The organism is Azospirillum sp. OGB3, assembly GCF_014192915.1.
Classification (GTDB): Bacteria; Pseudomonadota; Alphaproteobacteria; order Azospirillales; family Azospirillaceae; genus Azospirillum.
In genome coordinates, this window is the sequence record NZ_JACHYN010000002.1 from 303650 (window position 1) to 328208 (window position 24559).

The 24559-nt window shown below is 68.7% G+C and carries 26 protein-coding genes; 18 read left to right on the forward strand and 8 right to left on the reverse strand.

Going from position 1 to position 24559, the window contains the following annotated elements; all coding sequences use genetic code 11:
• Positions 1–2: 2 nt before the first annotated feature.
• A complete protein-coding gene (locus FHW79_RS05280; RefSeq protein WP_183177968.1) occupies positions 3–1019 on the reverse strand; it encodes a polyprenyl synthetase family protein in 1017 nt (338 codons plus the stop codon).
• 110 nt (positions 1020–1129) lie between these two features.
• Between FHW79_RS05280 and FHW79_RS05285 the strand changes: the two genes are divergently transcribed.
• From FHW79_RS05285 to FHW79_RS05295, 3 genes are read left to right on the forward strand one after another with little or no spacing between them, the layout of a single operon-like run.
• Positions 1130–1345, forward strand: a complete 216-nt coding sequence (locus FHW79_RS05285; protein ID WP_183177969.1) for a DUF2007 domain-containing protein — start codon at positions 1130–1132, stop codon at positions 1343–1345.
• A gap of 2 nt (positions 1346–1347) precedes the next feature.
• On the forward strand, positions 1348–2091 hold the full coding sequence (locus tag FHW79_RS05290; protein ID WP_183178305.1) for a methyltransferase: 744 nt from the start codon (positions 1348–1350) through the stop codon (positions 2089–2091).
• 51 nt (positions 2092–2142) lie between these two features.
• The gene (locus tag FHW79_RS05295) at positions 2143–3015 is read left to right on the forward strand and encodes a S49 family peptidase (RefSeq protein WP_348984047.1); all 873 of its coding nucleotides are present in this window, start codon (positions 2143–2145) and stop codon (positions 3013–3015) included.
• A 170-nt stretch (positions 3016–3185) separates the two neighbouring features.
• Here FHW79_RS05295 and FHW79_RS05300 read toward each other — a convergent pair whose 3' ends face one another.
• Positions 3186–3413, reverse strand: coding sequence for a type II toxin-antitoxin system HicB family antitoxin (locus tag FHW79_RS05300; protein WP_038526563.1), 228 nt, complete (start codon positions 3411–3413; stop codon positions 3186–3188).
• A gap of 193 nt (positions 3414–3606) precedes the next feature.
• On the opposite strand from FHW79_RS05300, the gene FHW79_RS05305 reads away from it, so the two are divergent.
• The 3 genes from FHW79_RS05305 (at position 3607) to glyS (ending at position 7106) form a co-directional block, all read left to right on the forward strand.
• On the forward strand, positions 3607–3876 hold the full coding sequence (locus FHW79_RS05305; RefSeq protein ID WP_183177971.1) for a hypothetical protein: 270 nt from the start codon (positions 3607–3609) through the stop codon (positions 3874–3876).
• Positions 3877–3964: 88 nt separating this feature from the next.
• Positions 3965–4852: a glycine--tRNA ligase subunit alpha gene (locus FHW79_RS05310; RefSeq protein ID WP_145626780.1), complete on the forward strand. Its 888-nt coding sequence runs from the start codon at positions 3965–3967 to the stop codon at positions 4850–4852.
• Positions 4853–4856: 4 nt separating this feature from the next.
• Entirely contained in the window at positions 4857–7106 is a 2250-nt protein-coding gene (glyS, locus tag FHW79_RS05315) for a glycine--tRNA ligase subunit beta (protein WP_183177972.1), read from the forward strand.
• Between the two features lie 215 nt (positions 7107–7321).
• Here the strand turns inward: glyS and leuA are convergent, their stop codons facing one another.
• The 4 genes from leuA to FHW79_RS05335 form a co-directional block, all read right to left on the reverse strand.
• Positions 7322–9019 (reverse strand): 2-isopropylmalate synthase, encoded by a 1698-nt coding sequence (gene leuA / locus FHW79_RS05320; RefSeq protein WP_183177973.1) that lies wholly within the window; start codon positions 9017–9019, stop codon positions 7322–7324.
• Positions 9020–9409: 390 nt separating this feature from the next.
• The gene (locus FHW79_RS05325; protein WP_094301991.1) at positions 9410–10132 is read right to left on the reverse strand and encodes an LrgB family protein; all 723 of its coding nucleotides are present in this window, start codon (positions 10130–10132) and stop codon (positions 9410–9412) included.
• Complete coding sequence (locus tag FHW79_RS05330; RefSeq protein ID WP_183177974.1) at positions 10129–10503, reverse strand: CidA/LrgA family protein; 375 nt, start codon at positions 10501–10503, stop codon at positions 10129–10131. Before FHW79_RS05330 ends, FHW79_RS05325 begins: the two co-directional genes overlap by 4 nt.
• A 75-nt stretch (positions 10504–10578) precedes the next feature.
• A complete protein-coding gene (locus FHW79_RS05335; protein WP_183177975.1) occupies positions 10579–11238 on the reverse strand; it encodes a dienelactone hydrolase family protein in 660 nt (219 codons plus the stop codon).
• Between the two features lie 222 nt (positions 11239–11460).
• On the opposite strand from FHW79_RS05335, the gene FHW79_RS05340 reads away from it, so the two are divergent.
• The 5 genes from FHW79_RS05340 (at position 11461) to FHW79_RS05360 (ending at position 14387) form a co-directional block, all read left to right on the forward strand.
• On the forward strand, positions 11461–11667 hold the full coding sequence (locus FHW79_RS05340) for a hypothetical protein (RefSeq protein ID WP_183177976.1): 207 nt from the start codon (positions 11461–11463) through the stop codon (positions 11665–11667).
• An 80-nt stretch (positions 11668–11747) separates the two neighbouring features.
• The gene (locus FHW79_RS05345) at positions 11748–12182 is read left to right on the forward strand and encodes a DUF3775 domain-containing protein (protein WP_183177977.1); all 435 of its coding nucleotides are present in this window, start codon (positions 11748–11750) and stop codon (positions 12180–12182) included.
• Positions 12179–12916 carry an SRPBCC family protein gene (locus tag FHW79_RS05350; RefSeq protein ID WP_183177978.1) on the forward strand — a complete coding sequence of 246 codons (738 nt, stop codon included), beginning with the start codon at positions 12179–12181 and terminating at the stop codon, positions 12914–12916. The genes FHW79_RS05345 and FHW79_RS05350 overlap by 4 nt, the downstream gene beginning before the upstream one ends.
• The gene (locus tag FHW79_RS05355) at positions 12913–14103 is read left to right on the forward strand and encodes a zinc-dependent alcohol dehydrogenase (protein ID WP_183177979.1); all 1191 of its coding nucleotides are present in this window, start codon (positions 12913–12915) and stop codon (positions 14101–14103) included. Before FHW79_RS05350 ends, FHW79_RS05355 begins: the two co-directional genes overlap by 4 nt.
• 29 nt (positions 14104–14132) lie before the next feature.
• Positions 14133–14387, forward strand: a complete 255-nt coding sequence (locus FHW79_RS05360) for a hypothetical protein (protein ID WP_183177980.1) — start codon at positions 14133–14135, stop codon at positions 14385–14387.
• Between the two features lie 4 nt (positions 14388–14391).
• On the opposite strand, the gene FHW79_RS05365 is transcribed toward FHW79_RS05360, so the two are convergent.
• Entirely contained in the window at positions 14392–15138 is a 747-nt protein-coding gene (locus FHW79_RS05365; protein WP_183177981.1) for a ThuA domain-containing protein, read from the reverse strand.
• Positions 15139–15250: 112 nt separating this feature from the next.
• Between FHW79_RS05365 and treZ the strand changes: the two genes are divergently transcribed.
• The 5 genes from treZ (at position 15251) to FHW79_RS05390 (ending at position 22007) form a co-directional block, all read left to right on the forward strand.
• Complete coding sequence (gene treZ, locus FHW79_RS05370; protein ID WP_348984049.1) at positions 15251–17212, forward strand: malto-oligosyltrehalose trehalohydrolase; 1962 nt, start codon at positions 15251–15253, stop codon at positions 17210–17212.
• On the forward strand, positions 17205–19265 hold the full coding sequence (locus tag FHW79_RS05375) for an amylo-alpha-1,6-glucosidase (RefSeq protein WP_183177983.1): 2061 nt from the start codon (positions 17205–17207) through the stop codon (positions 19263–19265). The genes treZ and FHW79_RS05375 overlap by 8 nt, the downstream gene beginning before the upstream one ends.
• Before the next feature lie 260 nt (positions 19266–19525).
• Complete coding sequence (locus FHW79_RS05380) at positions 19526–20692, forward strand: PAS domain-containing sensor histidine kinase (protein WP_183177984.1); 1167 nt, start codon at positions 19526–19528, stop codon at positions 20690–20692.
• 649 nt (positions 20693–21341) lie between these two features.
• Positions 21342–21539, forward strand: coding sequence for a hypothetical protein (locus tag FHW79_RS05385; RefSeq protein WP_183177985.1), 198 nt, complete (start codon positions 21342–21344; stop codon positions 21537–21539).
• Positions 21540–21611: 72 nt separating this feature from the next.
• Positions 21612–22007, forward strand: coding sequence for a hypothetical protein (locus tag FHW79_RS05390; protein WP_247884182.1), 396 nt, complete (start codon positions 21612–21614; stop codon positions 22005–22007).
• 33 nt (positions 22008–22040) lie between these two features.
• Here FHW79_RS05390 and FHW79_RS33495 read toward each other — a convergent pair whose 3' ends face one another.
• Positions 22041–23351, reverse strand: a complete 1311-nt coding sequence (locus FHW79_RS33495) for a polysaccharide deacetylase family protein (protein ID WP_348984050.1) — start codon at positions 23349–23351, stop codon at positions 22041–22043.
• Between the two features lie 223 nt (positions 23352–23574).
• Here FHW79_RS33495 and FHW79_RS05400 point away from each other — a divergent pair, with 223 nt between their 5' ends.
• Together FHW79_RS05400 and FHW79_RS05405 are read left to right on the forward strand one after the other, a co-directional pair.
• Positions 23575–23868, forward strand: coding sequence for a DUF2934 domain-containing protein (locus FHW79_RS05400; protein WP_183177986.1), 294 nt, complete (start codon positions 23575–23577; stop codon positions 23866–23868).
• 48 nt (positions 23869–23916) lie between these two features.
• Complete coding sequence (locus FHW79_RS05405; RefSeq protein ID WP_183177987.1) at positions 23917–24501, forward strand: HPF/RaiA family ribosome-associated protein; 585 nt, start codon at positions 23917–23919, stop codon at positions 24499–24501.
• The last annotated feature ends 58 nt before the right edge of the window (positions 24502–24559 follow it).

A 24559-nucleotide genomic window follows, 5' to 3' on the forward strand; every position in this document is an offset into this window, starting at 1 on the left:
GCTTAGAAATCGCGCTCGATCACGAAGTCCAGCACCTCCAGCAGGGCGGCCTTCACCGGGCTGTCCTGGAACAGGCCCAGCGCGTCGCGCGCGATGGAGCCGTAGTGGCGGGCGCGCTCCACGGTGTCCTTCAGCGCGTTGTGCCTGGCCATCAGCTCCTGGGCGCGCTCCAGGTCGCCCTCCTGCTGGTCCAGCTCCTCCATGGTGCGGCGCCAGAAGGCCCGCTCCTCGTCGTTGCCGCGGCGGAAGGCCAGCACGACGGGGAGGGTGATCTTGCCCTCGCGGAAGTCGTCGCCGACCGTCTTGCCCAGCTTCGCCTGCTTGGCCGAATAGTCCAGCACATCGTCGACGAGCTGGAAGGCGATGCCCAGGTTCATGCCGTAGTCGTAGAGCGCCAGCTCCTCCGCCTGCGGGCGGGCGGCCACCACGGCGCCGACGCGGCAGGCGGCGGCGAACAGCTCCGCCGTCTTGGCCTTGATGACCTCCAGATAGGCCTGCTCGCTGGTCTCGGTGTCGTTGGTGGTGCGCAGCTGCAGCACCTCGCCCTCGGCGATCACCGCGGACGCCTTGGACAGGATGCGCAGCACGTCGAGCGACCCGACCTCCACCATCAGCTCGAAGCTGCGGGAGAACAGGAAGTCGCCGACCAGCACGCTGGCCTTGTTGCCGAACACCGCGTTGGCCGAGGCGAGACCGCGGCGCAGGTCGCTCTCGTCCACGACGTCGTCGTGCAGCAGGGTGGCGGTGTGGATGAACTCCACCACCGCGGCCAGCATCTTGTGGTCCTCGCCCTTGTAGCCGCACAGCTCGGCGGCGGCGAGGGTGAGGACGGGGCGCAGGCGCTTGCCGCCGGCGGCGATGAGATAGCCGGCGAGCTGCGGGATCATATCGACGGATGAATGCATCCGCTGGACGATGATCTCGTTCACCGCGCTCAGGTCATCGGCCACCAGGGCGGTCAGATCGTCGAGCGGGGTGGACTTCCGCCGTTTCGGCTCGAGGTTGGTCACGACCGCCAAGGTCGACTCCAATGATGATTGACGTGACGAATTCCGGCAGGGAGCATAACGGCATAGCCTCTTCGGTCAAGTCCGCAAGGCGAATAAGGGCACAGAACAGCCGGGATTTCATGAAGGAACTTCTGCGCACCACCGATCCGGTCCGTCTGAGCTGGCTTCTCGCCCTGCTGAACGACGCGGGAATCGAGGGGATCGTGCTGGACACCCACACCAGCATCCTGGAGGGCTCCATCGGCGCCATCCCCCGCCGCCTGATGGTGGCCGAGGAGGATCACGCCGCCGCCTGCCGCCTGCTGCGCGACGCTGGGGAGGAGCTGGGGGCGTGACGATGGAAAGCGCCGCGGCGTTCGACACGCTTCTCGAAGGGCGCGTCCGCCTGCACCAGCCGCAGGCCGGCTACCGCGCCGCCATCGACCCCGTGCTGCTCGCAGCATTCACCGCCGCCGGGGCGGGGGAACGGGTGCTGGACGTCGGCACCGGCACCGGGGCGGCGGCGCTGTGCCTCGCCGCCCGCGTGCCGGGTGTCGTGGTCGTCGGGCTGGAGAAACGGGCGGAGGCGGCGGAATTCGCCCGGCGCAACGCCGCCCTCAACGGGCTGGAAAGCCGGGTGGGCGTCCTTGAGGGCGACCTGCTGGCCCCGCCGCCGGAGCTGATTCCCGGAACCTTCGACCGGGTGATGATGAACCCGCCCTATCTGCGCGCCGGGGCGGCCAGCGTCCCGCCCGATCCCTGGAAGGCCGCCGCGAACGTGGAGGGGGAGGCGAGGCTGGCCGACTGGGTGCGCTTCGCCGCCGCGATGCTGAAGCCGCGCGGCACGCTGACCATGGTGCACCGCGCCGACCGGGTGGACGAGATCCTGGCCGCGCTGCATGGCACCCGATTCGGCTCCCTGACGCTCGTCCCGCTCTGGCCGAAGGCGGGGGAGGAGGCGCGGCGCCTCCTGGTGGCGGCCCGGAAGGGAGGGCGCTCGCCGGCCCGTTTCACCGCCGGGCTGGTGCTGCACGGCCCCGACGGCGCCTATGGCGGGCAGGCGCAAAGGATTCTGCGCGACATGGAACCGTTGATCCCGTAAGTCGGCGCTTTCAATCCAGCCTCAGCGGCACCATTTCAACCGGCGATGAACATGACGAAGCTGCTCGCCAAACTCCCGTTCGGCCCCTGGCGCGACGCCGGGCCGATCGTGTCCGTCCTCCGCCTGTCCGGTGTCATCGGCCAGGCCGGAGCCTTCCGCCAGGGCCTGACCATGTCCAGCATGGCCGGGCTGATCGAACGCGCCTTCGCGCCGAAGGGGCAGGCGGCGGTGGCGCTGGTCGTCAACTCGCCGGGCGGGTCGCCGGTGCAGTCGGCGCTGATCGCCAAGCGCATCCGCGACCTCGCCACCGAGAAGAAGGTGCCGGTCTTCGCCTTCTGCGAGGACGCGGCGGCCTCCGGCGGTTACTGGCTGGCCTGCGCCGCGGACGAGATTTGGGCGGATGAGAGCAGCATCCTGGGCTCCATCGGCGTGGTGTCCGCCGGCTTCGGCGCGCACGAGTTCATCGAGCGCTACGGCATCGAGCGGCGGCTCTACACCGCGGGCGACAAGAAGGTGATCCTCGACCCCTTCTCGCCGGAGCGGGAGGACGGGGTGGCCCATCTCAAGGCGATCCAGGCGGAGATCCACGACGCCTTCAAGGCGATGGTGCGCGACCGCCGCGGCGCCCGCCTGTCCGGGGCCGAGGAGGAGCTGTTCTCCGGCGCCTTCTGGGCGGGTCGGCGCGCGCTGGAACTGGGGCTGATCGACGGCATCGGCGACCTGCGCAGCGTGCTGCGCGGCCGCTTCGGCGAAAAGGTCCGGCTGCGCGTGGTGCAGGAGGACCGGCGCTGGTTCCGCCGCATGGGCTTCCGCGTGGATGCGCCGGTGGGCACGGCCGTGCTGGATCGTCTTGCGGCGGACCTCCCCGCGGCGGCTCTGTCCGCTGTCGAGGAGCGCGCGCTCTGGTCGCGCTACGGCCTTTGAGTTTTTTCGGTTTGTGGTCGCCGTGAGGCCCCCACCCTGACCCTCCCCCGCTGACGCAGGGGAGGGGATTGAGGGTCGTGCGGCGGAGTTCCCTCCCCTGCGCAGCGGGGGAGGGCTAGGGTGGGGGCCCTGTGCAAGGGCTTATGCCCCGTTGGAAATATCCCAGACTCTCACTGGGTGACTTCGCGCAAACGCTCCGACGGCGGCGGGACCGGCGCGCCGGTGCGGCGGGCGTTCTCGATCCAGGCGGCGATGGCGTCGAGCGCCGCCGTGCTGGCGTCGGCGGGGGTGGCGCCGCCCGCGGTGCAGCCCGGCAGGTCGGGCACCTCGGCCACATAGCCGACACCCTGCTCCGGGGGCAGGGGGCGGACGATGACCGGATAGGCGCTGGCGTTCATGACGTTGCGTCTCCTCTGCGCGCGGTTTTCATCCATTAGGTGCCGCTTCCGCTGCGGACGACAAGGATTCTTTGCGCTGGACGGGCGCTTCTTTCGATGTTCGATCCATTTTCGATGCTTCAACCGTTCGGGGTGCGTTCGGGGTGAAGGCCGCTCTTGACCGGGCGGCCCCGCACCCCCTAATCCTGCTTCCATGTTCAGCTTGTCCAAAATCCTGTTCCTGGCGCTGGTGATCGGCGCCGTGTGGTTCGGCTGGCGCTGGTACAACCGCGTCGGCGCGGTCGGACGGGAGCGCCTGCGCGAGCGGGAGCGTCGCGGCTCCGGAAAGCCCGCCTCCACCAGCGGCGGCGGCTCGTCCCAACTGGCCGCGGAGGACATGGAGAAGTGCCCGGAATGCGGCGCCTACGTCGCCCCGCGCTCCGCCGTGGCCTGCGGCCGGCCGGTCTGCCCCTACGGGCGCTGAACCTTAAACCCAGGCGGGCGCTTGATTCCGGGGATACCGCCGCGTATCGTGCGGCGCGTTTTTCCACACCAATCATAAGTGACCGCCGATGGCCTCCCCGAGCGGGTCTTCCCAAGACAGCCGCGGCCTGTCCTTTCAGGCCCTGATCCTCAAGCTCCACCAGTTCTGGTCGGAGCAGGGCTGCGTGATCCTCCAGCCCTACGACATGGAGGTGGGTGCGGGCACCTTCCACCCGGCGACGACGCTGCGCGCGCTTGGCCCGCAGCCGTGGAAGGCGGCCTATGTGCAGCCCTCGCGCCGCCCGAAGGATGGCCGCTACGGCGAGAACCCGAACCGGCTCCAGCACTACTACCAGTATCAGGTGATCCTGAAGCCCTCGCCGGCCAACCCGCAGGAGCTGTATCTGGAAAGCCTGAAGGTGCTGGGCATCGACCCCGGCTTGCACGACATCCGATTCGTCGAGGACGACTGGGAAAGCCCGACGCTGGGCGCCTGGGGCCTCGGCTGGGAGGTCTGGTGCGACGGCATGGAGGTCACCCAGTACACCTACTTCCAGCAGGTCGGCGGCATCGAGTGCGACCCGGTCGCGGTCGAGCTGACCTACGGGCTGGAGCGTCTGGCCATGTATGTGCAGGGCGTAGAGAACGTCTACGACCTGGACTTCAACGGCCAGGGCGTGAAGTACGGCGACGTGTTCAAGCGCGCCGAGGTCGAGTATTCGGCCCACAACTTCGAGCACGCCAACACCGACATGCTGCTCCAGCATTTCAAGGACGCCGAGGCGGAGTGCCAGTCGCTGATCGCCAAGGGCGTCGCGCTGCCGGCCTACGACCAGTGCATCAAGGCGTCGCACCTCTTCAACCTGCTGGACGCGCGCGGCGTCATCAGCGTCGTGGAGCGCGCCGCCTACATCGGCCGTGTGCGCGCGCTGGCGAAAGCCTGCTGCGAGGCGTGGACCGCCGGGGGGGCCAAGTAAAACCATGCCCGAACTTCTGATCGAATTCTTCTCCGAGGAAATCCCGGCCCGCATGCAGGCGCGCGCGGCGGACGACCTCAAGCGCCTCGTCACCGAGAAGCTGGCCGCCAACGGCCTGTCCTTCGAGAAGGCCGAGGCCCATTCCACCCCCCGCCGCCTCGCGCTGGTGATCGACGGCCTGCCCGAGCGCACCGCCGACGTCCGCGAGGAGAAGAAGGGGCCGCGCGTCGGCGCGCCCGAGCAGGCGGTCGCCGGCTTCCTGAAGTCCGCCGGCCTGACCAGCCTCGACCAGTGCGAGCAGCGCGACACCGGAAAAGGCGTCTTCTACTTCGCCGTGGCGGAGAAGAAGGGCCGCGCCACCGCCGAGGTGCTGGCCGAGATCATCCCGGCGGTCATGGGCGACTTCCCCTGGCCGAAGTCGATGCGCTGGGGCACCGGCACCGTGCGCTGGGTGCGTCCTCTGCACTCGATCATCGCGCTGTTCGGCGGCGCGGTGCTGGAGGGCTCCTTCGACCTCGGCGGCGCCCAGGGCAAGCTGGTGTTCGGCAACAGCACCCGCGGCCACCGCTTCCTGTCGCCGGACGCCTTCACGGTCACCGATTTCGCCGATTACAAGGCCAAGCTGCGCGCCGCCCACGTCGTGCTCGACCGTGCCGAGCGCAAGGCCAAGATCAAGGCCGACGCCGAGGCGCTCGCCGCGACGGAGGGGCTGACCCTCTCCCCCGACGACGGGCTGCTGGAAGAGGTCGCCGGCCTTGTCGAATGGCCGGTCGCCCTGGTCGGCACCATCGACGAGCAGTTCATGGACGTGCCGTCGGAGGTCCTCATCACCTCCATGCGCACGCACCAGAAGTATTTCGCCCTGCTGGACCAGTCCGGAAAGATGGCCCCGCGCTTCGTCGTGGTTGCCAACACGGTGACGGCGGACGGCGGCAAGGCGATCGTTGCCGGCAACGAGCGCGTTCTGCGTGCCCGCCTGTCCGACGCCAAGTTCTTCTGGGACCAGGACCGCAAGACGAAGCTGGAAGACCGCGTGTCCAAGCTGGGCGCCATCACTTTCCACGCCAAGCTCGGCACGGTGGCGGAGAAGGTCACGCGCGTCCAGGTCCTGGCCGCCGAGATCGCCCGCGCCATCGGCGCCGACGCGGACGCCGCGACCCGCGCCGCCCTGCTGTCCAAGGCGGACCTCGTGACCGAGGTGGTCGGCGAGTTCCCCGAGGTCCAGGGCATCATGGGCCGCTACTACGCGCTGGGCGAGGGCGAGAACCCGGCGGTCGCCGAGGCGATTGCCGAGCATTACAAGCCGCTCGGCCCGTCCGACTCCTGCCCGACCGCCCCGGTGTCGGTCGCCGTGGCGCTGGCCGACAAGCTCGACACGCTGGTCGGCTTCTTCGCCATCGACGAGAAGCCGACGGGGTCGAAGGACCCTTATGCCCTGCGCCGCGCCGCGCTGGGCATCATCCGGCTGATCCTGGAGAACGGGCTGCGGGTTTCTCTTTGGTCGCTGCTTGTGCCTAATGCGCGTTCTTACATTGAGCGCGAAATCATAGCACGCATGCATGAGCAACTAGGTAGCTTGCATGAGGCTCATAAGGGCTTTGTGAAAGTCTATGGGCATAACGCGTCTAACATTTTTAGTGAAGCAACTGTTTCTGCTGGTCGTGATTATGACGACCCCGTTATCAAGGACATTAATGAGAAAGTAATTCCTAGGTATGATGTTGCTCTAAAGGAGCTTCTGGCCTTCTTCGCTGACCGCCTGAAGGTGACGCTACGCGATCAGGGCGTGCGGCATGATCTGGTGGATGCGGTGTTCGCGCTCGGCGGCGAGGACGACCTTGTCCGGCTGCTGGCCCGCGTGAAGGCGCTCCAGGCCTTCGTCGGGTCGGAGGAGGGGGCGAACCTGCTCGCCGCCTACAAGCGCGCCAGCAACATCGTCCGCATCGAGGAGAAGAAGGACGGTAAGGCCTACGACCAGCCGGTCGATCCGGCCCTGCTGACGCTGGCGGAGGAAAAGGACCTCTACGGCGCCCTGTCCGGTGCCGGCGAGACGGCCCGGCCGCTGCTGGCGAAGGAGGACTTCACCGGCACCATGGCGGCGCTGGCCCGCCTGCGCGGCCCGGTGGACGCCTTCTTCGACAAGGTGACGGTGAACGCCGAACAGGCCGACCTGCGCGCCAACCGCCTGCGGCTGCTCAGCCAGATCCGGGCGACGCTGAACGCGGTGGCGGATTTCTCGCGCATCGAGGGGTGATGGGGGAGGGGGTGCCGCGGCGGTGCCCCCACCCTCCCACGCTTGCGCGTGGGTCCCTCCCTCCCCCGCTTCGCAGGGGAGGGCAAGTTTGCCAAGTTTCCCTCCCCTGCGCAGCGGGGGAGGGTCAGGGTGGGGGCCCGTCTCGGCCACTCCCCACCGCACCAACAAAAAAGGGGCGCCCCACCGGGCGCCCCTTTTCCTTTTCCCCGAACCCCTTACCGCGCGGCGCGGTTGGCGGCGCTGACCAGGGCGCGCAGCGAGGCGGTCACGATGTCCGCGTCCATGCCGACGCCGAACAGCGTGCGCTCGTCCTTGGTCTTCACCTCGACATAGGCGCAGGCCTGGGCGTCCTCGCCCTCGCCGACCGCGTGCTCGCGGTAGTCCACCACATGCAGGTCGATGCCGGTGCCCTGGCGCAGCGCGTCCAGGAAGGCGTCGATCGGACCCTTGCCCGAGCCCTTCAGCGTGCTGACCACGCCGTCACGCGACACCACCACGTTCAGCACGCGGGCGCCGGAGTTCGGGCCGCGCGGCTCGGTCGAATGCTCGATCAGGGCCAGCGGGGCGTCGATGTCCAGATACTCCGCCTTGAAGGCGTTGTGGATGTCGGCGGGCGCCAGCTCCTTGCCGGTCTCGTCGGCGATGCGCTGCACCGTCTTGGAGAACTCGATCTGCAGGCGGCGCGGGATCTGGATGCCGTAATCCTTCTCCAGCACATAGGCGATGCCGCCCTTGCCCGACTGGCTGTTGATGCGGATCACCGCCTCGTAGCTGCGGCCCAGGTCCTGCGGGTCGATGGGCAGGTACGGAACCTCCCACGTGCCGTGGTTGGACTTGGCCAGCGCCTTCAGCCCCTTGTTGATGGCGTCCTGGTGCGAGCCGGAGAAGGCCGTGAAGACCAGCTCGCCCGCGTAGGGGTGGCGGGGATGGACGGGCAGCTGCGTGCAGTATTCGGCGACGCGGACGATCTCGTTGATGTCGTCGATGCGCAGCTCCGGATCGACGCCCTGGGTCAGCAGGTTCAGCGCCAGCGTGATGACGTCCACGTTCCCGGTGCGCTCGCCGTTGCCGAACAGGGTGCCTTCCACGCGGTCGGCGCCGGCCAGCATGCCCAGCTCCGCCGCCGCGACGCCGGTGCCGCGGTCGTTGTGCGGGTGCAGGGAGATGATCGCCGCGTCGCGGTTCTTCATGTTGCGGCAGAACCACTCGATCTGGTCGGCGTGGATGTTCGGGGTCGACATCTCCACCGTCGCCGGCAGGTTCAGGATGACCTTGTTGGTGGCGTCGGCGCCCCAGGTCTCCATCACCGCCTCGCAGATCTCCAGGGCGAACTCCAACTCGGTCCCGGTGAAGCTCTCCGGCGAGTACTGCAGGACGATCTCGGTCTCCGGATGCTCGGCGGCCAGCTGCTTGATCAGCTTGGTGCCGGCGACGGCGATGTCGACGATGCCCTGGCGGTCCAGCCCGAAGACGACGCGGCGCTGCAGCTCCGAGGTCGAGTTGTACAGGTGGACGATGGCGCGCTTGGCGCCTTTGATGCCCTCGAAGGTGCGGCGGATCAGCTCCTCACGGGCCTGGGTCAGGACCTGGATGGTCACGCCGTCGGGGATCTTGCCGCCCTCGATGATCTCGCGGCAGAAGTCGAAATCGGTCTGCGAGGCGGCGGGGAAGCCGATCTCGATCTCCTTGAAGCCCATCTTCAGCAGCGCGTCGAACATCGCGCGCTTGCGGTCCGGACCCATCGGCTCGATCAGCGCCTGGTTGCCGTCGCGCAGGTCCACCGAGCACCAGACCGGCGCCTTCTCGATGGTCCGGTTCGGCCACTGGCGGTCGGTCAGCTTCACCGGGGCGAAGGGGACGTACTTCTCATGCTTGGCGGCGGAAGTGGCGGCGGGGGTGGCGATGTGGTTCATGACGCTTCGTGATCCCTTGGGAGCCCCGGTTTGTGCGGCGGGGCGTTGTCTCGTGTCGTGTGGGGACCGGCGGGACTACGGTCGCCGAGCTGCCGGGCGGCTCAGCGACCGTTCCTAAGTCGCAGCCCCGGCCCCAGCCGGGAGACACGCTTCACCCCGCAAGGGCGCGTGCCGAAAGGACGCGTGCAATAGGTGCTCATGGGAAAACAGACACTTCGACCAGGGAACAGGGCAGACGAACGCAGACGACCCGGACGCTCAAAGCGCCGGGGTGATAAGTCGCAGAAGGGCGTTCGTGTGGTCGATGCGGGTCATGGGCCACACTCTGCGCAGGCAGGCTTGCTCTGTCAAGCCACGATTCCATGAAATCTTCTGTCGCGGAACGGGGCTTCACGTGAAGAACAGGCGGTAGAGGACCGGCAGAAGGATGGCCGTCACCAGTCCGTTCAGCCCCATCCCCAACCCGGCGAAGGCCCCCGCCACCTCGTTGACCTGAAGCGCGCGGGCGGTGCCGATGCCGTGGGCGGCCACCCCCATCCCGAAGCCGCGCGCCCGCCAGTCCGTCACCCGGACGAGGTTCAGGACCCAGGTGCCGAAGGAGGCGGCGATGATCCCGGTCAGGATCACGAAGACCGCGGTGAGGGAGGGCAGCCCGCCGATCTGCTCCGACACGCCCATGGCGATGGGGGAGGTCACCGACTTCGGCGCCAGCGACAGCATGGTCCGCTCCGACGCGCCCAGCGCCCAGGCGATGGCGACGGCGCTCAAGGCCGACGCGGCGGAACCGGTCAGCAGGGCGACCAGCAGCGCCACGGCGGAGCGGCGGACCTGCTGGAACTGGCGGTAGAGCGGGACCGCCAGCGCCACCGTGGCGGGGCCGAGCAGGAAATGCACGAACTGCGCGCCGTCGAAGTAGGTGCGGTAGTCGATCCCCGCCACCATCAGCGTCGCGGCGATCAGCAGCACCGCGATCATCACCGGGTTCAGCGCGGGCCGCCGCCCAAACCGCTCGAACACCCACATCCCCGCCTGATAGGCGGCCAGCGTCAGGGTCAGGCCGGCGAGCGGGCTGGCCGACAGATAGACCCAGATTTCGTGGAAATCGGGGCTCATGACGCGTCCTCTCCATGGCCGGTTTCGGCGTCGGGACCGCGGCGGCTCAGCACGCTCATCACCCAGGCGGTCAGCGCGACGCCGATCAGCGTGCTGCCCAGCAGAGCGGCGGCGATGGGCAGGGCCTCCGCCTCCAGCCGGTTCAGGTGCGCCATCACCCCGACGCCCGCCGGAACGAAGAGAAGCGACAGGTGGCGCAGGATGCCGCCCGCCGTCTCCTGCAACGGCTCCGGCACGCCGCCGCGGACCAGCAGGCCGACGAACAGCAGGACCATGCCGATCACCGGTCCCGGTACGGGCAGATGCAGCAGGCGGGCGGTCAGTTCCCCCGCCAGCTGGCAGGAGAGAAGAAGGGTCAGGGTGCCGAGCATCGGCAGGCTCCGGGCTTTTCGGGGAGGTGGCCGCAGCCTAATCCCGGAGGGTGCCGTGGGGGGAGAGGATATGCCCTACCGCTCCAGCAGTTGAGCCTTGAGCCAGTCGCGCACCTCGCGGCAGACGGCCTCGGCGGTCTCGTCCAGGCAGTGCCCGGCGCCGGGCATCAGGACCAGCTTCTTCGGCTCGCGCGCCATGCGGTGGACGTGGATGGAGCACATCGGCGTCAGCACCTCGTCGGCCTCGCCATGGACCAGCAGCACCGGGCAGCTCAGGTCCGCCACCGCGTCGGTGCCCAGCCCCTGGGTGGCCAGCGTCACCACCGTGCAGACCGCGCCGCGGTTGGAGGCTGCGGCCTGGATCGCCACCGCCCCGCCGAAGGAATGGCCGACCAGGGCGACATGATGGATGCCCATCCGGCCGAGGAAGGTCAGGCCGCACAGCGCGTCGTAGACCGCCTCGTCCAGGGCGCGCGGGTTGCGGTAGCCGACGCGCAGAGAGGCGATGCCGTCCGGCCTGAGATCCTCGGCCAGCCGTGGATAGAGCCCGCGGGCCGGCGAGTCGAAGCCGCCGCCGACGCCCCCCAGCCAGATCACGCCAAGCGTTTCCGTTGCCTTATGGCCATCGGGGGCGGGGTAGAGGCGGGCGTCCACGGTGCCGCGGTCGGTGTCCAGCCGCACGGGGGCGAACCCCTCGTCCACGGTGTCACCGATCTGCGCCGACAGGAGCGGCATGGGTGTTCTCCGGCTTGCCAAGGTCTTGCGGGATTAACAAGCCACCGGGCATCTCCGTTGCTCCGGCCTGTTGCTTCGGAACCTCGCCGCACCGTCTCCGGTTGTGCCGGGAGGCGGTTCGCGACACTGGCCCCATGATAAGGGCCCCGTGATAAGGGCCCCGCGCAACGCCCTGCAGCGTCGGGCGCCGCCAATCCGACAAACCACACCGGGAGAAACCCCATGTCCCGCAGCAACCGCGACACCGAGCAGGAAAAGCACCAGTCCGGCGGCGCCGGAAAGGCCGCCAAATCCGGCCATGAGGATGCGGACAAGGCCGCCGGCAACAAGCCCGGCCAGAACCAGGCCAGCGGGCAGGGGCGCGAGCGCGGCTCGGGCTCCGGCGGGTCCCGCGGCGCTTCCGACGAGCAGCGCAAGCGGGACGGCTGACCGCCGCTGCTTCCGCGACGAACCCCCGGCCCGGCTGTTGGCGTCGGGCAAAGCCGTGCAACTGAAAAGAAGTGCGACACATGCTCAAACAGATTTCGGTCGATACCGTGAAGCAGGCCGCCGACCTCGCGTACGAGGCCGTGGCCGACCGCCAGCGTTTCCTTGCAGGAATGCGCAACATCGACCTCGGGGAGCAGACCAGCGAACGCGGTTCGCGGAACCCGACCGATCTCGACGCCCTCAGCATCCTGTCTGCCGACGCCAGCGGCGCGCTGAGCCAGTTGAACCGGATGCTGGAGGACCTGACCCCCGAACAACGGATGGAATTGCGCGCGGTCATGTTCGTCGGGCGCGGCGATTTCGCCGGAAACCAGTGGGACCGCGCGCTGGACGAGGCCGGGCGGGCCCCGGACGCCACCCACTACACCGACATCGCGGAGCGCATCGACCTGCACCGCGACCTGATGAAGGGGCTGTACGAGCTGGACCTGCTGAAGAAGAAGGACGGGCAATGACCAGGGGCCGGGACGGCGGGCGGCGCCTTGAGGGCTCCGCCGGGACGCTTGAACGCTGGGCCGCCATCCTCGGCGGCACGGCGCTGGGCTTCGCCGGGGCGCGGCGTGGAAGCTGGACGCTGGCCGCGCTCGGCGGCGGGCTGTTCCTCGCCGGGGCGGCGGGGGTCCCGCTGTCCAGCCCGCTGCGGCAGGTTGCTCTGCCGGCAATGCGCCGGGAGCCGACGACCACCCAGGCGAACGTCACCATCGCGGTCCCGGCCAACAAGCTGTTCCGCCATTGGCGCAACGTCCGCCATCTGGCGGCGCTGTTCCCACACCTCGACGCCGTGGAGATCCTGTCCGACACGGAAAGCCGCTGGAAGGCCCATGGCCCCGGCGGCGTTCCGGTGGTCTGGAACAGCCGGCTGGACAAGGTCCGGGAGAACGAACTCATCACCTGGCACACGCTGGAGGGGGCGGACCTACCGCACCGCGGCACCGTCCTGTTCCGTCCGGCGCCGGGTGGACGCGGGACGGAGGTCAGCCTGACGCTGGCCTACCATCCGCCGGGCGGCGCCGGCGGCGACGCCGTGTCCCGCCTGTTCGGCGCCGCGCCGGAGCAGCAGGCGCGCGAGGCGCTGCGCCGGCTGAAGCGGATCATGGAGGTCGGGGAGCTTCCCACCATCGAGGGTCAGCCGAGCGGGCGGGCCGAGCGGGGCCGGGTGACAGCCAAACTGCGCGAGGTGACGGGATGAGGGCGCTCTGCTGGAACGGCGTGAACGACCTGCGGGTGGAGCGGGTGCCGGACCCCACGATCCTCGCCCCGCAGGACGCGATCATCAAGGTCGGCCTGTCCTCGGTCTGCGGGTCGGATCTGCACCTGATCGGCGGCTACGTCCCCACCATGCGGGCCGGCGACATCATCGGCCACGAGTTCCTGGGCGAGGTGGTCGAGAAGGGACCGGAGGTGACGCGGCTGAACCGCGGCGACCGGGTGATCACCGTGTCGATCATCGGTTGCGGCAAGTGCTGGCACTGCGAACACGAGGAATTCTCGCTCTGCGACAATTCCAACCCGCAGCCGGCCTTCGAGGAGATGGCCTACGGCCATTGCACCGCCGGCATCTTCGGCTACAGCCACGCCTTCGGCGGCTACGCCGGCAGCCACGCCGAGTACATCCGGGTCCCCTTCGCCGACACCAACTGCTTCCGCGTGCCGGAGGGGGTGACGGACGAGCAGGCGGTCTTCGTCTCCGACGCCGTGCCGACCGGCTACATGGCCGCCGACATGGGCAACATCAAGCCGGGCGACGTGGTGGCCGTCTGGGGCTGCGGCGGCGTCGGCCAGATGGCGATGAAGAGCGCCTTCCTGATGGGGGCGGAGCGGGTGATCGGCATCGACCGCTTCCCCGACCGGCTGCGCGCCGCCCAGATGAAGGCGGGAGCGGAGACGCTGGATTACAGCCGCGTCGACATCTACGACGCCCTGCTGGCGATGACCGGCGGGCGCGGGCCGGACGTCTGCATCGACGCGGTGGGCATGGAGGCGGACAGCGGCGCCCCGTCCACCAAGGGTCTGGCCATTGAAGACTTGTACGATCGCGGCAAGCAGGCCCTGCGGCTGGAAAGCGACCGGCCCGCCGTCCTGCGCCAGATGATCCAGTGCTGCCGCAAGGGCGGGACGCTGTCGATCGTCGGCGTGTATGGCGGCCTCATCGACAAGTTCCCGATGGGGGCGGCGATGAACAAGGCGCTGACCTTCCGCATGGGCCAGCAGCACGGCCAGCGCTACGTCAAGCGCCTGTTCGAGCACATCGAGAAGGGCGAACTCGATCCTGCCTATCTGCTGACCCACAAATGGGCGTTGGACGACGCGCCCCAGGGCTACCGCATGTTCAAGGAGAAGGCCGACGACTGCATGCGGGTCGTTTTCGCGCCGTGACGACAGGCCAGGATGAAGGGGGGAAAGCCATGAAGATCGTCTACGCCTACCCGGCGGAGAAAGGGCGCGGCGTCGAGGCGGAGATTCTTGGGGGCTTGCGCGACCGCTGCGGCCACATCGTCCAGACCGCGCGCGAGGAACGCGACGCGGAGCGCGGCGGCGCCGTCGACGTCATCGTCACGCTGGAGATGGACGGGTCGCAGCAGGAAACGGCCCTCAACACGCTGCGCGCCCACCCCGCGGTGATCGACGCTGCCGCCGAGAGCTTCGGCGAGCGGGTCTGACCCTTCACGGACGGGGCGGGATCGGCTCCAGCGGAGTCTCCCGCCGGCCGCGCACCGGCGCCTCCAGCCCCTCCGGCCGCGCGGCCCAGCGGACGGCGTTCAGGATCACGCGCTGGATCTGCGGGTGGTGGTAGGTGGGGTGGGTTTCGTGGCCGGGACGGAAGTAGAAGACGCGGCCCAGCCCCCGCCGCCAGCCACAGCCGCTGCGGAACACCTCGCCACCCTGGAACCAGCTCAGGAAGACGAGGTCGTCGGGCGGGGGCACGTCGAAGGGCTCCCCATACATCTCCTCATGATCCAATTCGATGCAGTCCACGATGCCCGCCGCCACGGGGTGGCCGGGATCGACGACCCACAGCCGCTCCTTCTCGCCGGCGACGCGGTATTTCAGGAAGCAGCCGGTGCCCATCAGCGCCAGGAAGGGCTTGGCGAAATGGCTGGAGTGCAGGGCGACCAGGCCCATGCCCTGCTCGGTCACCCGCCGCTTCACCCGCTCCACCACCGCGTCGGACACCTCGGCGTGGGCGCGGTGGCCCCACCAGACCAGCGTGTCGGCGGCGTTCAGCCGCTCCTCGGTCAAGCCGTGTTCCGGTTCGTCCAGCGTGGCGGTCTCCACGGTCAGCCCGGCGGCGCGCAGGGGGGCGGCCAGCGCCTCGTGGATGCCCTGGGGGTAGTGGACCCGCACCGTCTCGTCCCGGCGTTCGTGGAGGAATTCGTTCCAGATCAAGACGCGCGGCGACGGGGGCGGCATGGCGGGAGACCTTTCGGAGGGATGGCGCCGGCTCCGATGGATCGCCCGTGGGACGAAGGGAGGCGGCGCCTGTTGGGGGCCGATGATCGAAACATTGCGGTGGGAGCGTTCCGTGTCGAGTCCTCCCGATGCAGCGCGTTCCAGCGGTTCGGCCTCCGCCGTCCGCCGTTGTCCCATCGGCGTCGAGCCCGCGCCCGGCAACCGGGTATCGGCCCGGGTCTGGGCGCCCGCCTGCCGCAGCGTCCAACTGCTGGTCGGGCCGGAGGAGCGCGCGGTGGCTCTGGAGCCGGAAGGCGACGGCTATTTCTCCGCCCTGGTGGAGGAGGTGCCGGTGGGCGGCCTCTACCGGTTCCAGCTCGACGATGGCCCGGCCTTCCCCGACCCGGCCTCCCGCTTCCAGCCCGACGGGCCGGAGGGGCCGTCGCAGGTGGTGGACCCGTCCGCCTTCGCCTGGACCGACACCGGCTGGACGGGCTGCGGCCTGCGCGGGCAGGTGATCTATGAGATGCACATCGGCACCTTCACGCCGGAGGGCCGCTGGGATGCGGCGGCGCGCGAACTGCCGCGTTTGGCGGAACTGGGGGTGACGGTTCTGGAGCTGATGCCGGTGGCGGAGTTTCCGGGCCGCTTCGGCTGGGGCTACGACGGGGTGGATTTGTTCGCCCCGACCCGGCTCTACGGTGATCCGGACGACATGCGGCGCTTCGTGGACCGCGCCCACGCGCTGGGCCTCGCGGTGATCCTCGACGTGGTCTACAACCACCTCGGCCCCAGCGGGAACTACCTGTCCCGCTTCGCCCCGGACTACTTCACCACCCGCTACAAGAACGAGTGGGGGGACGCCCTCAATTTCGACGGCCCGAACTGCGGCCCGGTGCGGGAGTTCTTCCGGGCGAACGCCGCCTTCTGGATCGACGAGTATCATCTCGACGGGCTGCGGCTGGACGCCACCCAGCAGATCTTCGACGATTCCACCCCACACATCATCCAGGAGATCGGGCAAGCCGTCCGCCAAGCGGCGCGCGGGCGCGGCACCCTGCTGATCGGGGAGAACGAATCCCAGCAGGCCGCCATGGCGACACCGGTGGAGCGGGGCGGCTATGGACTCGACGCGCTGTGGAACGACGATTTCCACCACACGGCCCAGGTCGCCCTGACGGGGCGGAACGAGGCCTACTACACCGACTACCGCGGCACGCCGCAGGAACTGTTGTCGGCGGTCAAGCACGGTTTCCTCTACCAGGGGCAATGGTACCGCTGGCAGGGCAAACGGCGGGGCTCTCCGGCTTATGGGCTGCCGCGGCCGACTTTCGTCACCTTTCTCCAGAACCACGACCAGATCGCCAATTCGGGCCGGGGCCAGCGGGTGCACGCCCTGACCACGCCGGGACGTTTGCGGGCGCTGACCGCGCTGCTGCTGCTGGGTCCCGGCACCCCGATGCTGTTCCAGGGACAGGAGTTCGCGGCCAGCGCGCCTTTCTACTATTTCGCCGACCACGAACCCGGTCTGGCCGGCAAGGTGGAAGAGGGGCGGGGAGAGTTCCTGTCCCAGTTCCCCAGCCTCGCCACCCCGGCCATGCGCGCCCACCTGATGCGCCCCCAGGACGAGGAGACCTTCCGGCGTTGCACGCTCGACCACGCGGAGCGGGACATTCATGCGGAGGTCTGGGCGCTGCACCGCGACCTTCTGCGTCTGCGCCGCGAGGACCCGGTGTTCCGCGGGCAGGGTGACGGCGGGCTGGACGGCGCCGTGCTGGGGGAGGAGGCGTTCGCATTGCGCTTTTTTGGAGGGTGCGGGGACGACCGGCTGCTGCTGGTCAATCTCGGCCGCGACCTGCGGCTGGAAGTCCTGCCGGAACCGCTGCTGGCGCCGCCGGTTGGCAGGGACTGGACGCCCCTGTGGTCCAGCGAGGACCCTCGCTACGGCGGCTGCGGCATCGCCCCGCTGGAATCGCCGGACAGCGGCTGGCGGCTGCCCGGCCATGCGGCGGTCGTCCTGGCCGCCAAGGAGGTTGTTCCGGACGGGGAACGGGGCGAAGGCAACGGCGCGAGCGCGCAGGAGACCCATGGCTGATTACATCCGCAAGATCACCCGCGACGTCGTGCGGTCCGCGCCGGACGCCGCGCTGTCCCGCGAATGGCTGGTCGCCAACGGGCTGGGCGGCTACGCCTCCTCCTCCCTGTCGGGGGCGGTGACGCGGCGGTATCATGGGCTGCTGGTGGCGGCCCTGCCGGCGCCGCTGGGCCGGGTGGTCATGCTGAGCCAGCTCAACGACGTGCTGATCGAGCCGGACGGCACCGAGCGGCGGCTGACCGGACACAACCCGCAGGCGGACCAGTGGCCCGACCCGAACTACCCGTCGGACGCCGCCCCCTCCGGCCTTGCCGAGTTCCGCATGGAATCCGGGCTGCCGGTCTGGCGCTACGAGATCGGCGACGTTGTGATCGAAAAGCAGATCGTGCTGCCGCATCTGCAGAACATCGTCCATGTCACCTACCGGGTGGTGAAGGCGCCGCAGCCGATCTGCCTGCGGCTACGCCCGGTGATGGCCTTCCGCAAGCTGGAATCGGCGGTGGACGAGCCGCTGGCCCGCGACTACCGGGTCACCGCCCGCGGCCACGAGTACGAGGTCTGGGCCGGGCCGGAACTGCCGGTGCTGCGCATGACCATCGAGGGGGCGGAGCTTCCCCTGACGCTGGACGGCGGGGCGCGGCGCGACATCGTCTATCCGGTGGAGGCCGAGCGCGGCTACGAATCGCGCGGCTCGCTGTGGACGCCCGGCTATTTCAGCGGCCCGCTCAGCCAGGGCCAGACGCTGAGCTTCGTCGCCGCGACCGAGCCCTGGCAGCGGCTGTGGGCGCTGCCGCCCGCCGACGTCCTGCGCTTCGAGAAGGAGCGGCGGCGGCGCATCGTCGGGACGGCGCACCCGTCACTGCGCGCCGGGCCGATGGCGGAGCTGGTGCTGTCGGCGGACAGCTTCCTGTTCGTCCCGGCCGGCCGCGTCGCCGACCAGATGCGCGCCCGCGCCGAGGGCGACGAGGTGCGCACGGTGATCGCCGGCTACCACTGGTTCACCGACTGGGGCCGCGACACCATGATCAGCCTGGAAGGGCTGACCCTGACCACCGGACGCCATATGGAGGCCGGCTGGATCCTGCGCACCTTCGCCCACTACATCCGCGACGGGCTGATCCCCAACATGTTCCCCGACGGCAAGGACGAGGGGCTGTACCACACCGCCGACGCCACCCTGTGGTTCTTCCACGCGCTGAACCGCTACGTCCGGGCGACCGGGGACCGGCACACGCTGCAACTGCTGCTGCCCCGGCTGGTCGAGGTGATCGACCATCACCGGCGCGGCACCCGCTTCGGCATCGCCGTGGACCCCGGCGACGGGCTGCTGCGCCAGGGGCGGGAGGGCTACCAGCTCACCTGGATGGACGCGAAGGTCGAGGACTGGGTGGTCACGCCGCGCCGGGGCAAGGCGGTTGAGATCAACGCGCTCTGGTACAACGCCCTGTGCCTGACCGCCGGCTGGCTGACCGAGGAGGGGGACACCCAGGCGGCCCGCCCGCTGGAGGAGCTGGCGGAACGGGCCCGCGCCTCCTTCAACGCGCGCTTCTGGTGCGCCCACGCCGGGCACCTCTACGACGTGGTGGACGGGGAGCGGGGGGACGACGACGCCTGCCGGCCCAACCAGATCTTCGCCGTCTCGCTCGACAACCCGGTGCTGGACCGTGCCCGCTGGGAGCCGGTGGTGGAGACGGTGCGGCAGCGGCTGCTGACCCCGGTCGGGCTGCGCTCGCTGGCGCCGGGGCAGCGCGACTACAAGCCGAAATACTTCGGCGACCTGCGTGCCCGCGACGCCGCCTATCACCAGGGCACGGTGTGGGGATGGCTGATCGGCCCCTATGTCGACGCTTGGCTGAAGCTGCATCCGGAGGACAAGGCGGGGGCGCGGGAACTGCTCCAGGGCTTCCTGCCGCATCTGGACCAGGCGGGGGTCGGCACGATCTCGGAGATCTTCGACGCCGAACCGCCTTTCAGCCCGCGCGGCTGCATCTCGCAGGCCTGGAGCGTCGCGGAGGTCCTGCGCTGCTGGGCAGCGACGGCGGAAGATCGGTGAATCCGCGTCCATCGTCATATTGCCTATGAAAAGCGTCATAAGTAGTTAAGGAGACAGGACACGGGAGACTCCCGGTTACTGAACAGAAAGCGGCGGATCGGGGAAAAACACGATTCGATGACGGCGCCATGACATTCGAGAAACCCACATTTTGTTGAAGGTTTCTGCCGGCCGTGCCTATCATCGGTAGCGGGCTGGAACGAAAATTCACGAACACACGGCCGTGTGACCACCCGCGCAGGATGATGACGGGAGGGGTCATGCTGGCACTGCTGTCGAAGGCAAAGCGCCCGGCGGTTGATTGGGACGCCTTGAGCCGGCGGATTCTGGAAGAGAGCGCGCAGGCCTGTTGGGTGGTGGATGGCGAACTGGTCACCGTCGCCGTCAACCCGGCGCTGTGCGCGCTGCTCGGCTACCGGGCCGGCGAGCTGGTCGGAACCCACCTGCTGTCCTATGTGGCGGAGGAAAGCCGGGGCGTGCTGGAGCGGCAGGCGGCCATTCGCGACCTGACCCCGCACCGCAGTTACGAGGTGACCCTGATCCGCTCCGACGGGATGCCGCTTCGCGCGATCCTCAACGACTCCCGGCTGGACGGCGAGACCGGTGGGGCGGCGCCGGGGTTCTGCATCTTCGTCACCGACATCACCCGCCGCAGCGAGGAGGAGACTCAGCGCGCCCTGCGGGTGGACCAGTTGGCGGACGCGGTCGCCCGGATGAACCGCTTTCTCGGGCAGATTTGCCAGGAGCTGAAGGACCCGCTGAGCGCCATCCTGGGCGCGACGCAGATGATTTCCTCCGACGCGGGGCTTTCCGAACCGGTGGGCGGCGGACCCGGCCGGAGCACCGCCCAGCTCGGTGCCTACGCCGCGCTGTGCAGCGACGCTGGTCGGCAGATGATGCGGACCATCGAGAATTTGTCGCTGTGGTCCCGCCTGCAGCTGAATCAGGTGCCGTTCGAACTGCGGGTGTACGATCTGGGCGGCCTGCTTCAGGACGTGTTGGAGGAGTTGGAGCCCCGTGCCCGGGCCCGCGACATCCTGATCGTCAACCGCATTGTCGCGACTCCGGTGCTGGGCGATCTGTCCGCGCTGAACACGGTGCTGAAGCATCTGATCGAGAACGCGGTGCGCTTCTCTCCTTCGGGAAGCATCGTCATGCTGTCCGCCGCGCAGGCGGATGGGCGGGTGACCGTGCGGGTTCAGGACAATGGGCTGGGCATCCCGGAGGAACTCCAGCCCCATCTGTTCCGCATCGATCCGCACCACGCTGCGCCCGGTGCCGATGGAGAGGTGGGAAGCGGCCTCGGCCTGCTGATCTGCAAGGCGCTGGTCGAACGCATGGGCGGCGGCATCCGTATCTTCAGCAAGCCGGGCGGCGGAACCGCGGTCACCGTGACCCTGACTCCAGGTGGAACGGCCGGATTGTAACACCGGCGAACGGATGGTTGGACGAACCGTTTCGGCCGGTTGGAGAGGTTGCGGCGGGATCGGGGTGCCCCTTGCGGGGAATTCCAACATTCAGTTGTCAACAGGGCACAGACCCGCGCGAAATCGCCGCGCCGGGAGTCCGGCATCAGAATCCAATTGACAGGCGTGAGCGCTGCAACACCTCCTAAATTCTGGAAAGGCAATGCATTTCAATGGTTTGTGTGACATGCTCAAAATTTGGGCAAATCGCGCTATGGCCTTGGCGCGCTTGACTCGAATCGGGAAAAGCCGGTCCTTGTCAACACAGTTATCCACAGACTCTGTGGAGAGCCTACGCGGGAGGTGAAGGGAGCGTTGCACGGCCCATAACCTTTGGCGGGAGAGCCGTCCAATCAGAATAAGTACTTCAGATTTTAGGCTTCGCGCATTTTTGCCGCTATAGTGGTCGCGCCTCATCCCGGCGTATTGCCCCAATCCAACCGGTGCCGGATGAGCACTGACGGGAGGAGTGCCCATGCTGGATGTCTATGGGACGTCTTGTCCGGCGGCGCGTCCACGATGGTCATGGCGCGCGGCGACCGGAGAGTCACAAGGCCGGAGCCGGCAAGGATTTGCCGTTCCCGCTTTGGCGGCGGCGTCGCTTTCGGCGTTGATCCTCCATCTGCTGTTGACCCTCGGTGCCCATTTGGGCGGGGCCGACGTGGCGGGCGTGCTGACGGTGGCGGCGGGCATGGTCGCGGTCCTGGCGACTCTGCTGCCCTTTGCGCTGTTGTGCATCCGGCGGGCGCTGGACGCGCTGTCCGCCGCACCGGAGCGACGCAGGGGTGTGACCGCAGCGCAGGGTTGAAGCGCCAACGGGCGGGGAAATCACGGTTGCTCCCTTTTGTAAGTCCGCGCATAAAGTGACGACGCCGTGGCGATGGACGGCGCTGTACGGCGGGGGCTGCGCATGGGGTTGTTCGATTTTCTGAAGGTCACCGTCAAGGATGAGAGGAAGGCGCCGCCGCGCCGGCCCAACGCGTCCGCTGGCGCGTCCAATGTCATCGAGTTCGATGGAAAGAGCTTTCCCTTGGCCGGGGTCAGCCACAAGGGCTTCGTGGCGACCGGCTTCGACGGATCCCTGATCCCCAGCCAGACCGCGCGGATCACCGTGCGGGTCGATGACTCCTGCGGCAAGTTCACCTTCCCCGCCACCGTGACCATCGAGGAGGTCAAGGGCGGGTCGGTGTCCGGCGCCTGGAACATGCTGCCGCCGGAGGTCGAGGCGACCATTCGCAAATACGTGCAGATCCGCAAGCAGAAGACCGGAAAATAAAGAGGCTGCCCCGGTTCCGGCAGCCGGTACCGCTCAGTTGGCGGTGCGCAGAGGTGTTGGGCCGGGCTTCCCTCCGGTCTTTATCCCGCTGTTCACACCGGCATTGACCAGGGTCGGCGCCATGGCCGTGGCCGGCGTGGCGATCTGGTGCATCCGCTCGATCCATTCCGACAGGGTGACGAATTCGCAGCCCTTCGCGCGCATCGCGGCGATCACGCGGGGAAGGGCGTTGAGGGTGGACGGGTAGGTGGAGTGCAGCAACAGCACGCTGCCGGTTCCCGCCTCGGTCTTCACATGCTGCACGATGCGGTCGGGGTCGCGGACCTGCCAGTCACGGGTGTCCACGGTCCACAGCACCGGGCTCATGCTCTCCTCGCGGGCGATGGCCAGAAGGTCGGGCGTGTAGCGCCCGTAGGGTGGGCGGAACAGCACCGGGTTGGCGCCGAAGCCGCGCAGGATGCGGTTGGCCTCGGCGATCTCGTGGCGCTGCGCCTCGGGGTCCATGGCGCGCAGGTCGGCGTGGGTCAGGCTGTGGTTGCCGATCTCGTGCCCGGCGGCGATGAAGTCGCGGATCACCTCGCCCTGGTTCTCGGCGACACTGGCGACTGGAAAATAGGTCGCGGGGATCTTCTCGCGGTTCAGCACCTCCAGGATCTGGCGGGTGACCACCCGGTGCGGCCCGTCGTCGAAGGTGAGGGCGCAGAGGTTCCAGCCTTCCTCCTTCAGCGTCGCCGGCATGACGTCGAGCGCCGTGTCGGGGATCACCGCGCCCAGCCGGCCCTTGCGGCGCCCGGACTTCTCGATGGCGGCCATGGTGCGGACAGCTTCCGGCGGATAGGTGATCGCGACCTCGGCCTTGCCGTTCCCGGCCGGGCCTGGTGGAGCAACCTGCGCGCTGTCGGCGGGCGGCGTGATCTCCGGCGCCCGGGGCGGTGCCTGAGGGAGCGTGCTCGGGGCGGCCGCTTCGAGGACGAGGCAGCCGAAGCCGGCGCCGAGCATGCGGCGGCACAGCGCCGTCACGTCCAGCCCGACCGGGGCGGTGGCCCGCAGGGCGACGCCTTCGCCCTGGCGTCGCGCGTCGAGCGGAACGACCGCCGGGCTGAGCCCGTCCGCCAGATCGGGGGAGCGGCGGCGCAGGCTGTCCCACGCCCACCAGGCGTCTCCTTCCCTTTGGAAAAGGCCGAGTTGCAGCAACGATGGTCCATCCGCGGCGCGGACGTCGGTGTCCGGAAATGCCGTCAGAACCCCTGCGGCCAGGGGCAGCGCGAGCAGCGAGGAGCGGAAGCGGCGGATGCCCGTGCGGAGCGAGGACGTGAGGGAGAGTCCGTGTTCAGGCCGATTCACACGTTTATCCTCCGGATCGTCGCCGTCGTCGAATACCACCCCTTCGGGATTAATTCAAACGGCGCGGCTTCCATTGGTTCGCCCGCTCCGCCCCTCCTTTGAGGCGGAACCTTCGGTGTTCCGGCGTGGTTGACCGGGAGCGCGTCTGCTGTGTCCCCCGCCCCAAGGGGCAGGATCAGGTGCAAGGCCGGCGCGGAACGAGAACGGACAGGAGGCAGCCCGGATGGCGGATGATTTGGAAAGCCGGATCAGAGCGCGCGCTCACCAGATCTGGGAGCGTGAAGGCCGTCCGGAGGATCGTGCCGAGGACCATTGGAAACTGGCGAGCGAGGAAATCGCCATCGAGGACAATTACCGGGACACGCTGCGCCCGAATCCGGCGCGCGGCCCCGACGACACCGCGGAACGGACCGAGCCGGTCGAACCCGTGCTGAGCATGGAAAACCAGGGCGAGATGCCCGGCATTGCCGACCAAGGTGAGGAATTCCGCATCCCCGGCCGGGCCAGCGACTCCTGACGGCGGCTCCCACCGCCTTCCTCACGTCGTGCTTAGAGAGGACTCCCCATGGACACGAACCTGGAAATCGCCTTCCACAACATGGACTCCCAGCCGGAGCTGGAAGCCTACATCCGCGAACGGGCGGAGAAGACGGAAAAGCTGTTCGACCGGCTGGTCGGCATGCGCGTCGCCGTGGAAGCCCAGCACCGTCAGCACAAGACCGGCAACGTCTTCGATGTGCACATCGAGCTGATGGTGCCGGGCCAGGACATCGTGGTCAGCCGCAAGCCGAACAAGGCGAAGGAGCGCTACGCCAACCCCGACGCCCGCACGTCGATCCGCGACGCGTTCGAAGCCGCGGAACGGCAGTTGAAGGAATACAAGGACAAGATGCGCCGTGACGTGAAGGTGCATGATCCGGAGCAGCCCGGCCGCGTTTCGCAGCTGAACCCGAACGAGGATCACGGCTTCATCACCACCAACACCGGGACGCAGCTTTACTTCCACCGGAACAGTTGCCTGAACGTCGATCTGGACCAGCTCAGGACCGGTGACCCGGTGAAGTATGTGGAAACCGCGGGCGACACCGGCCCGACCGCCTCCAAGGTCTGGCGGGCGTCCGGGTCCGACACCGAATTGCGGGCCACCTGAGGAAAAGCCCCCGCCAACCCGCGGGGGCTTTTTCTTTGAGCGCTTTCCCGTCTGTCCC